The sequence below is a fragment of the Rhodoferax sp. genome (assembly GCF_028715765.1).
Classification (GTDB): domain Bacteria; phylum Pseudomonadota; class Gammaproteobacteria; order Burkholderiales; family Burkholderiaceae_C; genus Rhodoferax.
Window position 1 is genome coordinate 1 of the sequence record NZ_JAQURE010000017.1, and the last position, 18,261, is coordinate 18,261.

Below are 18,261 nucleotides of genomic sequence, written 5' to 3' on the forward strand. Positions count from 1 at the left end.
CAGCAGCTCCATGCGCTCGGCGGTTTCAGAGTCAACGTCAATGGCGGTGATGGCCTCGGCCGCGGCCGGGGCTTGCAGTTGCTCAAAGGCCAGCAGGGTCAGGCGTTCGCCCTCAAACTCTTCCACGGGCCAGGCGCTCAAGCGCACGTGTTCGACTTGGCCTTCGTGGTTGGTAAAGCGCAGCCGGTCTGAGCTCACGCTGACGGTTTCGCGCCCAGACTTGAACAACAGCGCCACGGCCACCGGCACCAGCGGCTCGGGCAAGATGCGGTTGATGTCCAGGCTGGCATGGCCTTCGCGCAGCTGTAAAAACCGCGCCACCGCGCCGTAAGAGTGCACCAGCTCCTGGCGTGCGTTGATCAAAATGGCCGCCGGTGGGGCAAAGGCATGCAGCAGCGCGGCAAAGCCTTGTTCTACAGCGGTGTGCTGCACCCGCGTGCTGCGGCTGCTGGCGCTGCTGCTGGCCAGGGTGGGCGAATAGCCGTAGCCTGAGCCTTTGACCACGTCCAGCGGCTGGCTGAGGGGCTTGAGCATTTGCCAGATTTTGTGTTTGGCGCTGATCGGAGTGAAGTCTTTTTGCAGCTCAGCGAGCGACTCACTGGAGCCCAAAAACAAAAAAGCACGCGGCAGCAAGGCGTATTGCAGCCGCCGCAAGGCGCGCTCTTGCGCCTGGGCTTTGAAGTAAATCAGCGCGTTGCGGCACACCACCAAGTCCATGCGGGTAAAGGGTGGGTCTGAGAGCATGTTGTGGCGGGCAAACACAATGCACTGGCGCAACTCGTTTTTGACCACAAAGCCGTTGCCGCGTTTGACAAAAAACCGCTCCAGCTGTTGTGGCGAAACCTCGGCGGCAATCGACTCGGGGTAAGTGCCGGCACCGGCAAATTCGACGTTTTGCTGCTCCACATCGGTGGCAAAAATCTTCAGGGCAGGCCAGCGTTTGAGTTGGTCAAAGGCCTCCAAAAACATCATGGCCAGGGAATAAGCCTCTTCGCCCGTGGACACCGCCGCAGCCCACACCCGAATGGTGTCGCCACCCTGTTTGCGCGCCACCATGGGTTCGATGATTTGCCGCCCCAAAATCTCAAAGGCTTCGCTGTCGCGGAAGAAACTGGTGACCGGAATCAGCATTTCGCGGCGCAGCACCAGCACCTCATTGCGGTCGTTGCCCAGCAGCTCCAGATAGGCATCGAGCGAGATCACCTGGCGCACATTCATGCGCCGCTCAATGCGCCGCATCACGGTGCCGGTTTTGTATTCCTGAAAATCAATGCCACCGAGCTGCAGCAACAGCCGCAAGATGCCGTTCAAAGCGGCCTCAGGGCTCATGGCCAGGGCACGCGCGGCGGGCTCTTCAAGCGCCACGGCGGCTTGCACAATGGGCTGGTTGGTGATGTGCGCCAGCACGCGCGCGCCAATTTCCCCCACCGGCAAAATGGCATCGACCAGCCCGGTGGCAATGATGGAGCGCGGCATGCCGTCAAACTTGGCATCTTCGGGCGCTTGGGCAATCAAAAAACCCCCCGCATCATTGATGGCCGAGGCGCCGCGCGTGCCGTCTGAGCCGGTGCCTGAGAGCACCACCCCCACAGAATGCTCACCATAGTGTTGCGCCACGGACTTGAAAAACACGTCGATGGGCAGCGTCAGGGTGCGCGGGTTTTTGGGCGTGAGGGTGAGCTTGCCCTCGCCCATGTGCATGATCGAGCCAGGCGGAATCAAGTAAACCCGGTTGGGCTCGATGGGCATGTCTTGCTCCACCATCACCACCGGCATGGCGGTGTGGCGCGAGAGCAGGTTGGCCATCATGCTTTTGTGGTCGGGCGACAAATGCTGAATGACGACAAAGGTGGCGCCCGAGTCGCAAGCCAGACCATCAAAGAGTTTTTCCAGCGCCTCTAGCCCGCCGGCCGAGGCGCCAATGGCCACCACGTGCGCGGGTGACTCTGCGGCTGGCACACCACCGTGCAGCCCTGGAACTTGTTTGGAACACATAAAAAAACTTTCTGACGCTGTTGAAACCCGCCCTTTTGAAGCACATCCACACCACACTTGAAGCGCTGAAAACGTCAAAATCAGCTGCAATATCGCTTTAATAATGAGAGCACTCTGTGCCTTATTATCGCGGTTCGCAGACATTGTCCTGGACAATCATCAAAACATGACACAGATCAAGCATCCGGCCTTTACCCAGGCTCAAGTCGAGCAGCGCACCGGCCTGAGCCGGGAATTGCTGCGCAAATGGGAACTGCGCTACAACTTTCCCCAGCCCAGCCGGGGCGCGCGTGGCCAGCGCCACTACAGCGGCGCGGAGATGCAAAAACTAGCACTGATCAGCCGCTTGCTGCCCTGCGGGCTGCGCGCCAGCGCCTTGGTGGCCATGCCCCTGGCGGCCTTGCAGGCGCGGCTAGACCACCACGCGGTGCAGGCGGCGCAATCCATCAGCCCACACACCCTGACGCAGGCCACGCAGGCGCTGTTGGCGAGCTTGCAACCCGGGCAAAACCTGGACGCCCCGCGCCTTTTGTTGCAAGCCCAGCTTGACAGCCATGGCTTGAACACTTTTGTGGCCGACTTGATGCCCACCTTCAATGCGGCAGTGGGGCAAGCTTGGCAGGCGCAGCGCTTGAGCATTGCCGCCGAGCACCACTACACCGCCACACTGCGGGCGCTGGTGCAGCGTGCCTTGCCGCTGCCCGACCTGCACCCCAGGCCACCCAAGGTGCTGCTGACCACGCCACCCGGCGAGCTGCACAGCCTGGGCTTGCTGGCGCTGCAGGCGCAGCTGGCGTTACAAGGCGCCCCGTGCATCAACCTCGACAGCCAGCTGCCCGCGCCCGAGGTGCTGCGCATGGTGCGTGAGGCTGGGGTGGGCGTGGTGGCGATTTCAGCCAGTGTGTGCATGCCAGTGGCACAGCTCACGTCTTATGTGGCCGAGCTGGTGCAGGGTTTGCCCGCCAGTTGCGCGCTGTGGCTGGGCGGGCAGGGCTGCGCCGCATTGCCCCTGCCCAGAGCTGCCAATGTCACCCTTTTTCAGGACACCACCGGGGCTGTGAGCCACTGGTTGAGTTTGGCGCAGACTCTGTGAGTTGCGCCATATAGCTACATAATTTGTAGCTTCTTATGCCTTATTTATAAGCGCTACAGGCCAATTTGGCTTAAAAGTTTCGGATTTTTTTCACCAGCGCAGTGGTGGAGTAGCCCGCCACAAACGGCAGCGCCAGGGCGCGCCCACCCCATGACGCCACCAGCGCGGTCTCAGGCAGGGTGGCCATGTCGTAGTCGCCACCTTTGACCAGCAGGTCAGGCCGCACCAGGGCAATCAGCGCTTGCGGCGTGTCTTCGTCAAACCAGGTGACCAAGCTGCTGCTGGTCAGGGCGGCCATCACGCAGGCGCGATCCATCTCGTTGTTCAGCGGCCGGTCGGCGCCCTTGCCCAAGCGGCGCGCCGAGGCATCGGTGTTGAGCGCCACCAGCAAGCTGCCGCCCAGCGCACGCGCTTGCTCCAGGTACATCACGTGGCCGCGGTGCAGCACGTCAAACACGCCGTTGGTAAACACCAGCGGGCGCGGCAGCTGCGCCAGCCGGGCCGGCAAATCTTGCGGCTGGCACAGCTTGGCTTGCAGAAGGCTGGGGGGCTGGGCAGGCGCGCCGTTAAAGGTATGAACAGAGGGTTTTTTGGGCATGTGCTTGATGCTATCAGCTCAGCCTGGGCGCTTATGCTTGTCTGCATTGAGGGTGACTTTGGTGTGGCTGGTGGTGTAGCTGGTGGTGTGGTCACTCTGGCACGGCTGGTGGTGTGGTCACTCTGGCACGGCTGGTGGTGTGGTCACTCTGGCACGGCGCGGCGGCTGGGTCAGGTGCATGCGGTTTTGGGGGTGAATCACGCGCGGGGCGGAGGTCTAAGTCCGCAGGCACCACTTTCGCGCGCCTTCTCCCCCAAAGCCCGGTCACCTGACCCAACCACCACGCCTTATCTGTGTGGCCACGACGTGTGCAGAACTGAATTTTTTACTGGGAGTTAAATAAAAATAATAGCAACTTAAGCATGTAATACAAGCTCTACAGGCTGTTTTCTTATAAATAACGGAGTACCAGCAACGTGAGGCAGGGTGATTGGGTCAGGCGACCGGGCTTTGGGGTGAAATGCGCGCGAAGAAGGTGCTGGTGTATTGATCCGCCCGCCCCGCGCGTGCTTTCACCCCAAAACCGCATGCGCCTGACCCAGTCGCCCTGCCGGGTTCCACCCAAAACCCTGAACCCCTGACCCATGACCCATGACCCCCAAAACCACCCGACTTTGAATCGCATCCGACTGACCGCTCTATCCAAAAACAACCCTCTTGGCATAATCCGACCCCTATGAACCTGATCCCCATCAACATTGACTCCATCGTGGTTGGCCAGCCGCTGCCGTGTGCGCTGCGTGATGAGGGTGGCACGTTGTTGGCTAACAAGGGGTTTTTGGTCAACAACCGGCTTGAACTGCAGGTGATGCTGGGCAAGCGTGAGCACATCTACATTGACTTTGACCAGTCTGACAACTTTCGCCGTGCCTATGTGAACCGGCTCAACAACCTGGTGATGGAAGACCGCGCCATTGGCCAGATTGCAGATGTGCAAATGGCCTCTTATGGCCTGAAAAAACCCAACCCGGCTGACTTTGTAGACGATGCCGACTGGCTCGACCTGCAAACCCAGGCGCACGGCATTTTGCGCGACACCCAGGGCGACAGCTTTTTGCCCCGGCTGGAGCGGCTGCAAACCGCGCTCGACAAATACACCCAGCGCAACCCCGACGGCACGCTGTTTGCCCTGATCAACATTGCTGGCAGCGAAACCCGCCACTACAGCGCCACCCATGCCTTGCTGGTGGCGGTGGTCTGCATGGTGGCCGCGCGCGAGGTGCTGAAGTGGCCTGAAGACGAGATCAAATCGCTGTGCAGCGCGGCGCTGACCATGAACATCGGCATGACCGACCTGCATGACCGCCTGACGGTGCAAATTGAGCCGCCCACGCCCGAGCAGATCAAACGCATTGAAACCCATGCTCCGCGCTCGGTTGACATGCTGCAGCAAATGGGCGTGGCCGACCGCCTGTGGCTGGAGGCGGTGCTGAACCACCGCGCCCAAGTGCCCGGCCCGTTGGCCAAACGCACGCCCGGCAAGCGGCTGGCGCGGCTGATTCAGCGCGCCGACATGTTTGCCGCCCGGCTCTCGCCCCGTGCCTCGCGCGCGCCGGGCACGCCGGCCTCGGCCATGCAGTCGTGCTATTTTGATGAGCACCGCGAAATTGACGAAGCCGGTGCGGCGCTGATCAAAGCGGTGGGCATTTACTCGCCCGGCACCTATGTGCGCCTGACCACCAACGAGGTGGCGATTGTGGTCAAACGCGGCCTGAACACCACCATGCCCAGGGTGGCAGTGCTGATCAACCGCCAGGGCATGCCCACCGGCGAGCCGATCTTGCGCGAAACCAGCCAGGCCGAATTTCGCATTGTGGCGAGCGTGCCGCACCGCGAGGTCAAGATCAACCACAACCTCGATCGCCTGCTGGCGCTGACCAAACCCAGCGCGCTGGACCGGCCTTGGTGAACCACTCGGCAGTGGCTTGCTGCTATAATCGCGCCCCATGAACCCCTTGCACACCCTGCGCAACACACCTTGGCTGGCCAAATTGGCCTTGCTGTGGTTTGCTTTGACGCTGGGTGTGGCCGTGGCCTCGCCCATGGTGCAGCCGCACAACGAGCTGGTCATTTGCACCGGCGCGGGCATGCTCAAGGTGGTGCTGGCAGACGACGGCACGGTCACCACCGCGGCCACGTCTGACAGCGCTGACGCGCTGTTTTGCCCGCTCTGCCTGGTGGGCGGCGCGCCCGCCCCGGTGGTGGTTCTCACGGTTGAACCGCCACACGCTTTAAGCCATGTGCTGCAAAGCATTCCGGCGGCACGCATCGCCGCCCTGACCGCTGCGCCGCTGCCCGCGCGCGGCCCACCCCAAGCCTGATTCACCCTGCCGCACATGCTGCGGTTATGAGAGCTACTAGCGCTTATTCCACCAGTGCTAGAGGCTGATTTTGTGTTTTGCATCAGCAACAGGCCGCCACACGTCATGGATGCTTGCAAGATATCAAATCAATAGCTGCTTGCGCTTTATTCATCAGCGCTAGAGCCCTTAATCATTTACAACCCGGTCAATCTGACCCTATCACCCTGAAGGAAAAACCATGAAACTCAAAACTTTGATCACCGCTGTGGCGCTGGCCACCACCACCCTGTGCGCGTTGGCGCATGACGCCGTCGAGGTGCAAAATGCCTGGGCGCGCGCCACCGTCAAAGGCCAAATGGCCACCGGGGCCTTCATGACCCTGACCGCCAAAGACGGGGCCAAACTGGTGGGAGCCAGTTCACCCGTTGCGGGGGTGTCGCAAGTGCATGAAATGAAGATGGACGGCGGCGTGATGAAGATGGCCGAGCTTAAAGGCGGCCTGGAGCTGCCTGCGGGCAAAGCCGTGGAACTTAAACCCGGTGGCTACCACGTGATGCTGATGGACTTGAAAGAACCGTTGATGAAAGACAGCAGCGTGCCCGTGACGCTGATTTTCAAAGATGCCAAGGGCGTGGAAAGCAAGCAAGAGCTCAAGATGCCAGTGGCCATGAGTGCACCCGCTGGCATGGGCAAACCTGCGGCCATGGATCACTCCATGCACAACATGCACGGCGATAAACCGGCGGCCAAACCCTGATCCCATTGAATTGACCGCCTGAAGCCATGACACCCACCCGCCAGCCTCAAGCCTTGGCCCGCAGCCCCTGGGTGCTGTGGCTGGCCGTGTGGCTGGCGCTGTTTGGCGCATTGGCCCCCACCGTGTCACACGCGCTGCAATGGGCGCGAGCTGGCACTCAGGCGGGACTGGTTGAAATTTGTACCACCAACGGGCCACGCTGGATGGCGTTGCCTGCCAGCCTGGCCGTGGCCGATGCTGTACCGATTGACCCGGCTTCCTCAACACCTTTGGGCGAGCCTGTGTTACCAGCCACGTTGGAGCATTGCCCGTTTTGCCTGCTGATGGCCGAGAGCCTGGCCCCGCCCACAAAGCTCCAGGTTTTATTTTTGATCTCACCCGGCCATGCCGTGGTGCCAGAGTTCTTCTCCCCCAGCTTTTTGCCTGCCCAAATCACAGCGGCAGCGCATCCCCGCGGCCCGCCCGCACTCTGAGTTTTCATATGTCACCTTGGCTGCTACCGCCAAGGTTTGCAGGGTGCGGGGCGCATTGCTCCGAGCACGCCTTTTTTGACCATGAACTCAGGATGCCATGATGAAATTTTCTGAACTTGCGCTGCTGCGCTGGATGACCCAGCTCAACATCGGCCTCGCCTTGGGCTTGCTGATGTGGTTGGCCAGTCTGCCTACGATCGGCCATGCCCACGGTACGGCGGCGGGTGACTTGCAACTCGATCACCCCTACGCCGTGCCCAGTGCAGCCGGTGAACCACATGGCAAGGCCTATTTGCGCGGCATCAACAATGCCGGTACCCAAGCAGACAAGCTGCTCAGTGCCAGTACACCTGTTGCAGCCAAAGTGGAGCTTCACAGCCTGAAAGCCGATGCTGGTGGCTTGCGCGGCAAACAGCTCGATGTGATTGAGCTGCCCGCCAAAACCGTCACCAAACTGCGCCACACCGGTGACTACCAGCTCACGCTGATAGGTCTGAAAGCGCCTTTGAAAGACGGCGACCGGTTTGAGCTGACGCTGAACTTTGAACACGCTGGCAGCAAGACCGTCAAGGTCTGGGTGCAAACGCCGCGGGAAGCCGCGCATGCCCATTGAGTCCTGAACAGACGTTTTATCTCTTTCCATTTATCTACTGGATTTTTCAAATGACACACATCTTTAAACCGACCCTCACCCTCAGCCTGATGGCTGCTGCCGTAATGACCGCCTGTGGCGGCGGCGGTGGTGGCACGGCCACTCCTACCACCACACCCGTAGCCACCGTTTCCCTGGCCGGCGTGGTGGCTGATGGTTACCTGACGGGTGCCAAAGTCTGCCTCGACAAAAATGAAAACATGGTCTGTGATGCTGGTGAACCCTCGGCCACCACGGGTGCGGGCGGCGCTTACACCATCTCCGGGGTCACGGCGGCCGATGTGGCGGCCTTCCCGGTAGTGGCCGAAGTGCCCGCCACCGCCACCGATTCTGACTTTCCTGGCAGCACCGTGGGCAAAGCCTTTGTGCTGACCGCCCCCAAGGGCAACAGCACCGTCACCCCTTTGAGCTCACTGGTACACCAGGAGCTGCAAGCTGCGCCGGCGCTGAGCGCGGCATCGGCTGCGGCCAATGTGAAAACGGCTTTGGGTATCACGACCGACCCTCTGGCTGACTACATTGCCAAGCCGGATGCCAGCGCCCATATCCGCGCTCAGATGATCACGCAGAGCCTGAAAAACAACGCGGATGCCATCGGCGGCGGAACAGCTGCTCAGAAAAAAGACCTGCAAGGCGTGTTACTGACCATGGCCAAACAAGCCGTGCCTGCTGCCGCACCGGCATCCAGCGCATCTGCTCCGGCCAGCGTACCTGTGGTCGGCGTGGAAGATTTCAATACCGTGAGTGCCACACTGGCCAACAAACAAACCACCGGTACGGCATCACAAGCGGTCACGGTGAATTTTGACGCGGTCAATGGCGCAACATCCATCAAGGCCTGTGATGCGCTGACACTGACCAACCTGAAACGTTGGGATCAGACCCCTCTGACCGCCGCCACACCGGCCGCAGCCACCCTGCTTGCCAACCCCACGGTGACACAAACCACCTCTGGCAAGTTTGTAGACCTGCGTTTCTACATCTCCAACGTGTTGCTGTGGGATGCTGCGGGCAACGCCGTGCCGCTGGTGCTGACCGAAGATGCCAGCCAGTCCAAAAACGTGGCGCTGCTCGACTTTGGCTACAACACCGCGGCCACGGGCACGCCGGTTTGCAGCACCGCTTACAAAACCGCCATCACCGGCAAGGTGGTTCCGGGCACTTACACCGGTATCTCCTTCACCGTGGGTGTGCCGGTGCGCTCGGCTGACTTGAGCACCAAGCTCAATCACGGAAATGCGGCAGACACCGCGTCCCCTGCACCACTGCAAAACCTGGCCATGAACTGGAGCTGGCAGTCAGGGCGCAAGTTCTTCAAGGTGGATTTCCAGCCTGATACCGCTGCCAAAAAATTCGCTGCCGGTGCGGTGGGGTCAACCGCCGTGGTGAACACCCACATTGGTTCGACCGGCTGTGTCGGCAACCCGGCCACGGTGGCCGGAACCGAGACCGCTTGCACCAATGCCAACCGTCTTGGCGTGAAGTTCGATGGCTTCAAAACTGCCAGCAACACCGTGCTGCTGGATGTGGCCAAGCTGTTCAAAAATTCCGACCTGACCTATGAAGGGGGTGGTGCGGGTGGTTGTATGTCGGGTACCACTGACCCCGAATGTGCACCCATCTTCAAGGCCTTTGGATTGGGGCTGACAGGTGCCAATGCAGGTCGTACCCTGAGCGGTGCGGATGTGCAAACCATCTTCAGCGTCAAGTAAACCGATGAACAAGCCAGCCCTGACCTTGGTCGGGCTGGCCGCTACCACCGTAGCGGCTGGCCTGCTGGCGCTTGGGGTGATTCCTTCGCCGTTTCTGGCCAAGGAATCACCCGCTGCGTCAATTTCTGCAAACAGCGATTGGCGCTGGAACCTGCCCCAGGGCTTTCCTGAGCCGCTGGTGCCTGCTGACAACCCGATGTCCGAGGCCAAGTTCCAGTTGGGTCGCCATTTGTTTTTTGACACCCGCTTGTCGGGCAACGGCAGCATGGGCTGCGGCTCCTGCCATTTTCAGAATCTGGCCTTCACTGATGGCAAGGCGGTAGCCACCGGCTCCACCGGCGACCTCACCTCGCGCGGCGCGATGAGTATTGCCAACGTGGCTTATTACCCCACGCTGACCTGGGCCAACCCCTCGCAGTACACGCTGGAAATCCAGGCCGGTGTACCGATGTTTGTCGAAAACCTGGCGGTGGAGCTGGGCATCAACGACGAAAACAAGGCGACCGTGCTGGCCCGCTTCCAGAACGATGCCGACTACCAACGCCGCTTCAAAGAGGCTTTTCCGGGTGAGCCGATCAACTACCTGAACATCATCAAGGCGATCTCGGCCTTTGAGCGCGGCGTGATCTCCGGCAACTCACGCTTCGATCAGGCCCAAGCGGGCTCAGCCACTTTGACCGACACCGAAGAGCGCGGGCGCAAACTGTTTTTCAGCGAGCAGGCGCAATGCTCAAGCTGCCACAGCGGCTTCAACTTCTCTGACCAGACGGTGTCCATCGCTTCACCGCTGTCAGACAAGCCGTTTCACAACACCGGCCTGTACAACGTGGATGGCAAAGGGGCTTACCCTGACAACAATCCTGGTGTGATTGCTGTCTTGCCGCAAGAGGCCTCCAACATGGGTAAATTCCGCGTACCGTCCTTGCGCAACATCGAAGTCACTGCACCCTATATGCACGACGGCACGCTGGCCAACTTGCAAGATGTGCTGGCGTTTTATGCCGCCGGCGGGCGCAACATCACGTCCGGGCCCAACCAGGGTGATGGTCGCAAGAACCCGTTCAAGGATGCGCGGCTGGACAAGATCCGGCTGAGCGCAGACGAGCAGGCCGACCTCATTGCCTTTCTGAAAACCCTGACCGATCAGGCGTTCTTGAACAACCCCAGGTTCGCAGATCCGTTCAAAACCACGTCACCCTCAGCCCAGCAATCACTAGCGAAACAATAGCTGCTTGCGCATGTATATCAAGCGCTAGAGGCTAATTTTGTATGTAAAAAGGAGAGATCATGAACAACTCAGCCAGTCCATCACAAAACCGCATGCTCAACGCCCGAGAAGCCATGTCCAAGCAAGACCTCAAGCAGATGTGGCGGGTGCAGTCGGGCGCGTTGCGCATCGACAGTGCCATGGGTGACGAGGCCAGCCGGTTCATGCGTCTGGCCCTGCCCGGTGATGTGATTGGGGTCGAACAATGGGTTGGCACCGATGACAGCCTGGCCATGCGGGCCCTGACCCCCGTGTGCCTGGAGCCGGTGCAGGCCGAAGGGGCCGAGATGATGGCCTTGCTGATGGAAACCGTGGTGCTGGCACACCAGCGCTGCCGTGAGGTGGTCAGCCTGCGCACCGGGCCGGTGTCGCAACGTGTCAAATGCCTGCTGCTGATGTTTGCCGAAAGCGTCAACCATGACGTGCAAAACACCGCCGACTGCGCCCTGCCGAATCTGGCCGACATGTCGGTCATTCTGGATGCCGCGCCCGAGACCGTGTCACGCGTATTCAGCAGCATGCGCCAGTTGGACTACCTGCAAGACCGCAAACCGCACAAAGCCCGTTTCAGCAGCCTGGCGCTGAGGGCGCAGGCGCTGATCCCGGGCATGACCAGCAGCTCGGCCTTGCAGCGCAGCCAGTTGGCTACCGCCTGATGCCTCGCCATCCTTCGGCCTGACCCGAAACGCATAAACAGCTACATCTCCATGAACATGCCCCACTTTCGCCTGACCACCATCGCCACCTTGCTGGCTTCTCTGCCGTTTGCCATTGCCGCTCAAGAAGTGAAGGTGTTGAGTGAGGTCACGGTCACAGCGGACAAAATTTCGCCTCTGGGCGCAACAACAACGCCCGCTGCCAGCCTCAGCGCCCAGCGCGGCGCCACCAGCGACAGTGCCCGGCTCCTGCAAGACATTCCCGGCATCAGCCTGTATGGCGCAGGCGGTGTCTCCAGCCTGCCCGCCATCCACGGCCTGGCCGATGACCGCCTGCGCATTCAGGTCGATGGCATGGACTTGGTGGCGGCTTGCCCGAACCACATGAATTCGGCTCTGTCTTACATCGACCCGACCCGCGTCGGCAGCATCACGGTGTTTGCCGGCATCACCCCGGTCAGTGTCGGCGGCGATAGCCTGGGTGGCACGATTGCCGTGAATTCTGCGCCGCCGGAATTTTCCCAGAGTGCCGAAACAGTGACCGCCAGGGGCACGCTTGGCACGTTTTACCGCAGCAATGGCAATGCCAGCGGGCTCAACGCCGGGGCCACTTACATCGGGCAAAACCTGAGCCTGACGTACAGCGGGGCCAGCGCCAAAGCCGCCAACTACCGCGCCGGGGCTGACTTCAAAACCGCAGGCCCAGGTACAGCCGGTGGCCCCTGGCTGGCGGCCAATGAAGTGGCCTCCACCCACTACACCACCGAAAACCACGACCTCGGGCTGGCCCTGCGCCAAGGCCCGCACCTGCTGCAACTCAACGTGGGCACCCAACACCTGCCGTTTGAGGGCTTCCCCAACCAGCGCATGGACATGACCGGTAACAACAGCACCCAGCTCAACCTGCGCTACACCGGCCAGTTTGACTGGGGCAAGCTGATGGCGCGGGCCTACGGCCAGAACACCGAACATTTCATGAACATGGGGCCAGACCGCTTCAGCTACGGGCTGCTTGGCATGCCGATGAACACCAGCGCCAAAACCCGTGGGGCGCTGCTGCAAGCCGACTATGTGCTGTCTGAGCGCGACATTGTCAAAGCCGGGCTGGAATCCCAAACCTACAGCTTGTACGACTGGTGGCCGCAAGCCGGTGGGGTGATGGGCCCGCGCACTTTCTGGAATGTGGACTACGGCACCCGCGACCGGCTCGGCGCTTTTGCCGAATGGGAAGCCCAATGGAACCCGCAATGGCTGAGCCTGATCGGCCTGCGCAGCGAATCGGTGAAAACCGACGCAGGCCCGGTGCAAGGCTACAACGCCCAGGCCATCTGGGCCACCGATGCGGCGGCCTTCAACGCGCAAAACCGCCAGCGCAGCGACAACAACCTCGACTTCACAGCCCTGGCCCGCTACACCCCAGAAGACAGCCGCAGTTTTGAGCTTGGCCTGGCCCGTAAAACCCACTCGCCCAACCTGTACCAGCGCTACCCCTGGTCAACCCAACCGATGGCCACACTGATGAACAACTTTGTCGGCGACGGCAATGGCTACGTTGGCAACCCGAACCTGAAACCCGAAGTAGCCCACACCCTGAGCGCCAGCGGCGACTGGCACGCTGCCGACACCACCCAGTGGAGCTTCAAGGCCACAGGCTATGTCACCTGGGTGCAGGACTTCATTGATGCCCAGCGCTGCGCCATCGGCCAGTGTGGTGGTGCGGCCAACCTCAGCGCTACCCGCGGCTTTGTCAACCTGCAATACGTCAACCAGTCGGCCCGGCTGCATGGCCTGGACTTGTCGGGCCAGCTGCAGCTGAGCAGCAGCTTGAAGGGCAGCGGGGTGCTGAGTTTTGTGAACGGCAGCAACCAGACCACCGGTGACAACTTGCACAACATCATGCCAGTCAACACCAAACTGGCCTTGCAGCACAGTCTGGGCGCATGGACAAGCACCGCTGAAGTGCAACTGGTGGCGGCCAAAACCCGGGTCTCGCAAGTGCGTAATGAAGTGCCCACCGCCGGTTACAGCCTGTTCAATCTGCGCAGCAGTTATGAGACCAAGCAGCTTCGGCTGGACCTGGGTATTGAGAACCTGTTCAACCGCTTTTATTTCCTGCCGCTGGGCGGCGCTTATCTGGGCCAGGGCGCATCCATGACCAGCCTGGGTATTCCCTGGGGTGGGGTCGTGCCCGGCCTGGGCCGCTCGGTGAATGTGGCTTTGAACCTGCGCTTCTGAATGACAACACCATGAAAAATACTCTCTTGAATCTGTCGGCGCTGGCCGTTGTCAGCACATTAACCGCCTGCGGCGGCGGGGGCGGTGGCCCGGCCATCCAGGCCAAATCACAAACCCTGGTGTTCACTACCGCACCCAGCTTGGCACTGGGTGGCACGGCCACGGTGTCAGCCCGCGCCAGCAGCGGCCTGGCGGTGAGCTACAGCAGCAGCACACCCAGCCTGTGCAGCGTCAATACCAGCACCGGCCTGGTCAGCAGCCTGGTGGCCGGCACTTGCGTGATTGCGGCAGACCAGTCGGGTAACGATGAATTTGCCCCGGCCACATCCACCAGCCAAAACCTTGTGGTGCAGGCCAGCCCGGTGCAAAGCATCCGCTTTGGCGCGGCTCCCACGCTGGCTTTGTACGGATCAGCCACGGTATCGGCCACGGCCACTTCCGGCCTGGCGGTGAGCTACAGCAGCAGCACACCCGCCGTGTGCACGGTCAACAGCAGCACCGGTGTGGTGACCAGTCTGGCGGCGGGGGACTGCACCCTCACCGCCAGCCAGCCGGGTAATGCCAGCGTCAACGCCGCACCGCCGGTCAGCCAGACCCTGAGCGTGGCGGGCTCTGCCGCAGCCGCCAGCGTGCCCGGTGCACCCACTGCCGTGTCAGCCACCCTGGGCACAGTGGCCAACACGGTGCAGGTCAGCTTTAGCGGCCCGGCCGCCAGCGGTGGCAGCCCGATCAGCCAGTACAGCGTGAGCTCGGTTCCGGCCGGGCTCTCGGCATCCGGCGCGGCTTCACCCCTGACGGTGAGCTGCCCCAGCACCTGCGCCGGTTATTCCTTTGTGGTGCAGGCCAGCAACAGCGTGGGCGGTGGAGCCTTGTCGGCAGCGGCCCCGGTGCTGACGGCGTACAAGGTCACGGCCCGCTGGTTTGAGCCCGACACCCAGCCCAATGACAGCATCTTCACCGGTACGTTCACGCTGAACTCCACCAGCCAAACCGTCACTGGTTTGAGCGGCTCGTTGACCGAGTCCATGACCGGCCCGCCGATGACCACCGTGCCGCTGGTATACCAGTTGTCTGCCCTCAGCGATGGGGCCGGTGGTGTGAAGGTCACCAGCTTTGCCCTGAATACCACGAACGTGTTTGCCGAGGGTGGTTTTGCCGCCAATTCGCAGGGCCTGTACTACGGCTATCCGGCGGCGAAAAATCCGGCGGCTGGTGGTGTGGGCAACGCCTATGCCACCATTTATGTGAATCTGGCCACCCCCACCGCCCCATTGACGCAAGCCCAGATCAACCAACTGGCCTACGGCGACTGCTTTGCCGGGGGCATGATGGGTGGCACCTGCATGACCGGTTACTCGGGCATTGGCACCATGGGCGGGTATCCGGTGGCGCAGAGCATTTCCCGGCTTCCCTGATCCCCTTTTCCATTCACTCACCCATCCACTCATTCCAAATACCATGCTATTTTTGAAACGCCTGTTGCGCACCGTCTTCTGGCTTTACGCTGCTATCTTCGCCCTGAGCGCCTGGTCTGCCACCCTTGAAGTCACCGATGCCCTGGGCCGCAAGGTCAGGGTCAACAGCCCGGTACAGCGGGTGGCGCTGAACTTCAACTTTGAGGAATTCACCGCCGTGGCCGGCAAGGACAACTGGGCCAAGGTGGTCGGCATCTCGCGTGCACCATTTGAGGGTTGGCGACCAGTGATCTTTGGCCGCTACGCCGCCGTCATCCCCAACCTGCAAGCCATGCCCGACTTCGGCCATTCCGAGGACAACACCTTCAGCGCCGAGAAGGTGATTGCGCTCAAGCCTGACGTGTTGTTCATCGCCGAGTGGACCTACAAGTCGCTGCAAACCGCGCGCGATCAGATCGAGGCGGCGGGCATTCCGATTGTGGTGATCGACTACAACGCCCAATTGCTGGAGCGCCACCTCAGTTCGACCCGTGCTATCGGCAAGGTCATGGGCACCGAGGCCCGAGCTGAAGAGCTGGCCCGGCTGTACGAACATGAGTACAAAGACATCCAGACCCGCATCGCCCAGGCCGGGAGTGCACCGAAGAAAGTCGTTTATGTGGAGCTGGGCCAGGCCGGGCCAGACACCGTGGGCAACAGCTACAGCGGCACCATGTGGGGCAAGATGCTCAACTCCCTGGGTGCGGTCAACGTGGCCGACGGCAAGCTGCCAGGCCCCTGGGGCCCGGTGAATGCCGAGGCGGTGATTGCCGACAACCCAGACCTGATCTTCATCACCGGCTCCAGTTGGCTTAACAAACCCAAAGCCGTCAAAACCGGCTACCAGGCCAGCCCGGAGATCACCCGCGCCTCGCTCAAGCCCTATGCCGAACGGGCTGGCTGGGCCAACCTGAAGGCGGTGAAAAACGGCGAGGTGCACGCTATTGAGGCGGGCCTGTCGCGCAGCCTGTTTGACTTTGTTGCCATGCAGTACATCGCCAAACGCATGTATCCGCAGGCCTTCAAAGATGTAGACCCGGAGGCCTCTTTCCGCCGCTACCACGAGAAATACCTGCCGGTGGCTTATGCGGGTACCTGGATGTTGCCCATCAAGTGATGAGTTCCTGTACCACCCTTGCGGCAACGGATGCCGTCGGCATCGAATTCCACCGCGCCACCAACCGCCGCACCATGGTGCTGCTGGTCACGCTGGTCACCTTGCTGCTGGGCGTGTTGCTGGATGCCGCCACCGGCCCGGCATTTTTGCCGCTGGCGCAGGTGGCGCGCGCCGTGCTGGGCTACCCGACTGACGCATCCGTGCAGGCCATCGTCTGGTCAATCCGCCTGCCGGTGGCTTTGACAGCAATAGCCGTGGGTGCGGCACTGGGCTTGTCCGGGGGCATCATGCAGACCATTTTGAACAACCCGCTGGCGTCCAGCTACACGCTGGGTATTTCGGCTGGGGCTGGGTTTGGCGCGTCGCTGGTGATTGTGCTGGGGGCCAGCCTGCCGGTGCCTGAGGCCTATGCCATTGCCGTTAACGCCATGTTGTTTGCCGGGGTCGCCTGCACCGGTGTGTATTGGATTGGTGGCGCGCGCAACGCTACCGCCGAGGGGCTGGTGCTGGCCGGCATTGCGCTGCTGTTTTTGTTTCAGGCGCTCTCCAGCCTGCTACAGATGATTGCCTCGCCCGAGTCGCTGCAGCAGGTGGTGTTCTGGCTGTTTGGCAGCTTGCAAAAATCCACCTAGCCCAAGCTGTGGACCATGCTGGCGGTGCTGGCCGTGTGCACGCCGTTGCTGGTGCGCGATGTGTGGGGGCTGACCGCACTCAAGCTGGGTGACGCACGCGCCAGTGCCTTGGGCGTGAATGTGCGCGCCCTGCGCATTCGCAGCTTTGTGCTGATCTCGGCGCTGACTGGCGTGGCGGTGGCTTTCGTCGGCACCATTGGTTTTGTCGGCCTGGTGGCGCCGCATGTGGCGCGCATGCTGATCGGCGAAGACCAGCGCGGCTTTTTGCCCGCCTCTGCCCTGCTGGGCGCGGTGCTGCTGTCGTTGGCCTCGGTGGCCAGCAAGACCATTTCACCGGGGGCGATTTTTCCGATTGGCATCGTGACATCGCTGATTGGCGTGCCGTTTTTCATCTGGATGGTGCTGCGCAGCCGCCGCAGCTACTGGTGATGCCATGACCATTGCGCTGCAAAACCTGTGCGTGCACTACGGCCCGCGTCAGGTGCTCCACGGCGTGAGCCTGAGCGCCGGTGCAGGCCGGGTGCTGGGCATCGTCGGGGCCAATGGCTCAGGCAAATCGACGCTGATCAAGGCCGTGGCCGGTCTGCTGCCCGCCAGTGGCATCGTTCATTTTGATGGCGGCGCAGAGCGCCCACAAAGCATCGGCTACATGCCGCAAGACCTGCAGGCTCCAGCAGCGTTAACGGTGCTGGAAGTGGTGCTGCTGGGGCGCATTCAACAGTTGCGACTGAAAGTGCAGCCTGACGACCTGGCCGCTGTGCGCGAGGTGTTGCAAATGCTGGACATGGATGCGCTGGCGGGCCGGTATGTGAGTGAGCTCAGTGGTGGGCAACGGCAAATGGCGTTTTTGGCGCAGGCGCTGGTGTCGCAGCCCACCGTGCTGCTGCTGGACGAGCCCATCAGCGCGCTCGACATTTGCCACCAGCTGGAGGTGCTGGCGGTGGTGCGCCACATGACGCGCCAGCGCGGCCTGACCACGCTGATCGTGTTGCACGACCTGAACGCCGCAGCGCGCTTTTGTGACGATGTGGCGCTGCTGCAAAACGGCCACCTGCTGGCCAGCGGCACACCGGCCCAGGTGCTGACGGTGGCGCATATTGCCCAGGCCTTTGGGGTGGAAACCGAAGCCTTGCGGTGCAGCGACGGCACCGGGGTGCTGGTGCCAATGCGGGCTATGAATAACCTCTTTGGCACTCAAAATGCTATTGATTCGGTGGCTGTTTGGGCAACAGGTATAAGCGCTGCAGTCTGATTTTTCATACGTAGTTGGACTGCAGCTTTGCCCCCCCGTGGCGACTCAATCGGTACGGGGGTGGC

General features: G+C 61.6%; 15 protein-coding genes and 1 pseudogene. 14 read left to right on the plus strand and 2 right to left on the minus strand.

Annotation, left to right across the window (positions count from 1 at the left end):
• Positions 1-1,995 (minus strand): chemotaxis protein CheB (locus PHT20_RS07670; protein ID WP_301020057.1); only part of this gene is annotated, 1,995 nt, incomplete at its 3' end.
• Positions 1,996-2,161: 166 nt separating this feature from the next.
• Between PHT20_RS07670 and PHT20_RS07675 the strand changes: the two genes are divergently transcribed.
• A complete protein-coding gene (locus tag PHT20_RS07675) occupies positions 2,162-3,088 on the plus strand; it encodes a MerR family transcriptional regulator (RefSeq protein WP_301020058.1) in 927 nt (308 codons plus the stop codon).
• Positions 3,089-3,158: 70 nt separating this feature from the next.
• Here PHT20_RS07675 and PHT20_RS07680 read toward each other — a convergent pair whose 3' ends face one another.
• Positions 3,159-3,686: an adenylyltransferase/cytidyltransferase family protein gene (locus tag PHT20_RS07680; RefSeq protein WP_301020059.1), complete on the minus strand. Its 528-nt coding sequence runs from the start codon at positions 3,684-3,686 to the stop codon at positions 3,159-3,161.
• Between the two features lie 676 nt (positions 3,687-4,362).
• Between PHT20_RS07680 and PHT20_RS07685 the strand changes: the two genes are divergently transcribed.
• From PHT20_RS07685 to PHT20_RS07745, 13 genes and pseudogenes are all read left to right on the plus strand, one after another.
• Positions 4,363-5,595, plus strand: a complete 1,233-nt coding sequence (locus tag PHT20_RS07685; RefSeq protein WP_301020060.1) for a phosphohydrolase — start codon at positions 4,363-4,365, stop codon at positions 5,593-5,595.
• A 37-nt stretch (positions 5,596-5,632) separates the two neighbouring features.
• Positions 5,633-6,007 carry a DUF2946 family protein gene (locus PHT20_RS07690; protein ID WP_300087302.1) on the plus strand — a complete coding sequence of 125 codons (375 nt, stop codon included), beginning with the start codon at positions 5,633-5,635 and terminating at the stop codon, positions 6,005-6,007.
• 220 nt (positions 6,008-6,227) lie between these two features.
• A complete protein-coding gene (locus PHT20_RS07695) occupies positions 6,228-6,746 on the plus strand; it encodes a copper chaperone PCu(A)C (protein ID WP_300087304.1) in 519 nt (172 codons plus the stop codon).
• A gap of 26 nt (positions 6,747-6,772) precedes the next feature.
• On the plus strand, positions 6,773-7,219 hold the full coding sequence (locus PHT20_RS07700) for a DUF2946 family protein (protein WP_300087306.1): 447 nt from the start codon (positions 6,773-6,775) through the stop codon (positions 7,217-7,219).
• Between the two features lie 100 nt (positions 7,220-7,319).
• Positions 7,320-7,832 carry a copper chaperone PCu(A)C gene (locus PHT20_RS07705; protein WP_300087308.1) on the plus strand — a complete coding sequence of 171 codons (513 nt, stop codon included), beginning with the start codon at positions 7,320-7,322 and terminating at the stop codon, positions 7,830-7,832.
• A gap of 50 nt (positions 7,833-7,882) precedes the next feature.
• The gene (locus PHT20_RS07710; RefSeq protein ID WP_300087310.1) at positions 7,883-9,583 is read left to right on the plus strand and encodes an MbnP family copper-binding protein; all 1,701 of its coding nucleotides are present in this window, start codon (positions 7,883-7,885) and stop codon (positions 9,581-9,583) included.
• A 4-nt stretch (positions 9,584-9,587) separates the two neighbouring features.
• Positions 9,588-10,811 carry a methanobactin export MATE transporter MbnM gene (locus tag PHT20_RS07715; protein WP_300087312.1) on the plus strand — a complete coding sequence of 408 codons (1,224 nt, stop codon included), beginning with the start codon at positions 9,588-9,590 and terminating at the stop codon, positions 10,809-10,811.
• Between the two features lie 59 nt (positions 10,812-10,870).
• Positions 10,871-11,506, plus strand: coding sequence for a hypothetical protein (locus PHT20_RS07720; RefSeq protein ID WP_300087314.1), 636 nt, complete (start codon positions 10,871-10,873; stop codon positions 11,504-11,506).
• Positions 11,507-11,557: 51 nt separating this feature from the next.
• Positions 11,558-13,741, plus strand: a complete 2,184-nt coding sequence (locus PHT20_RS07725) for a TonB-dependent receptor (protein WP_300087316.1) — start codon at positions 11,558-11,560, stop codon at positions 13,739-13,741.
• Positions 13,742-13,752: 11 nt separating this feature from the next.
• On the plus strand, positions 13,753-15,156 hold the full coding sequence (locus PHT20_RS07730; RefSeq protein WP_300087318.1) for a hypothetical protein: 1,404 nt from the start codon (positions 13,753-13,755) through the stop codon (positions 15,154-15,156).
• Between the two features lie 43 nt (positions 15,157-15,199).
• The gene (locus PHT20_RS07735) at positions 15,200-16,312 is read left to right on the plus strand and encodes an ABC transporter substrate-binding protein (RefSeq protein WP_300087320.1); all 1,113 of its coding nucleotides are present in this window, start codon (positions 15,200-15,202) and stop codon (positions 16,310-16,312) included.
• 74 nt (positions 16,313-16,386) lie between these two features.
• A pseudogene (locus PHT20_RS07740) lies at positions 16,387-17,373 on the plus strand (iron ABC transporter permease).
• Positions 17,374-17,377: 4 nt separating this feature from the next.
• Entirely contained in the window at positions 17,378-18,196 is an 819-nt protein-coding gene (locus PHT20_RS07745; protein ID WP_300085827.1) for an ABC transporter ATP-binding protein, read from the plus strand.
• The last annotated feature ends 65 nt before the right edge of the window (positions 18,197-18,261 follow it).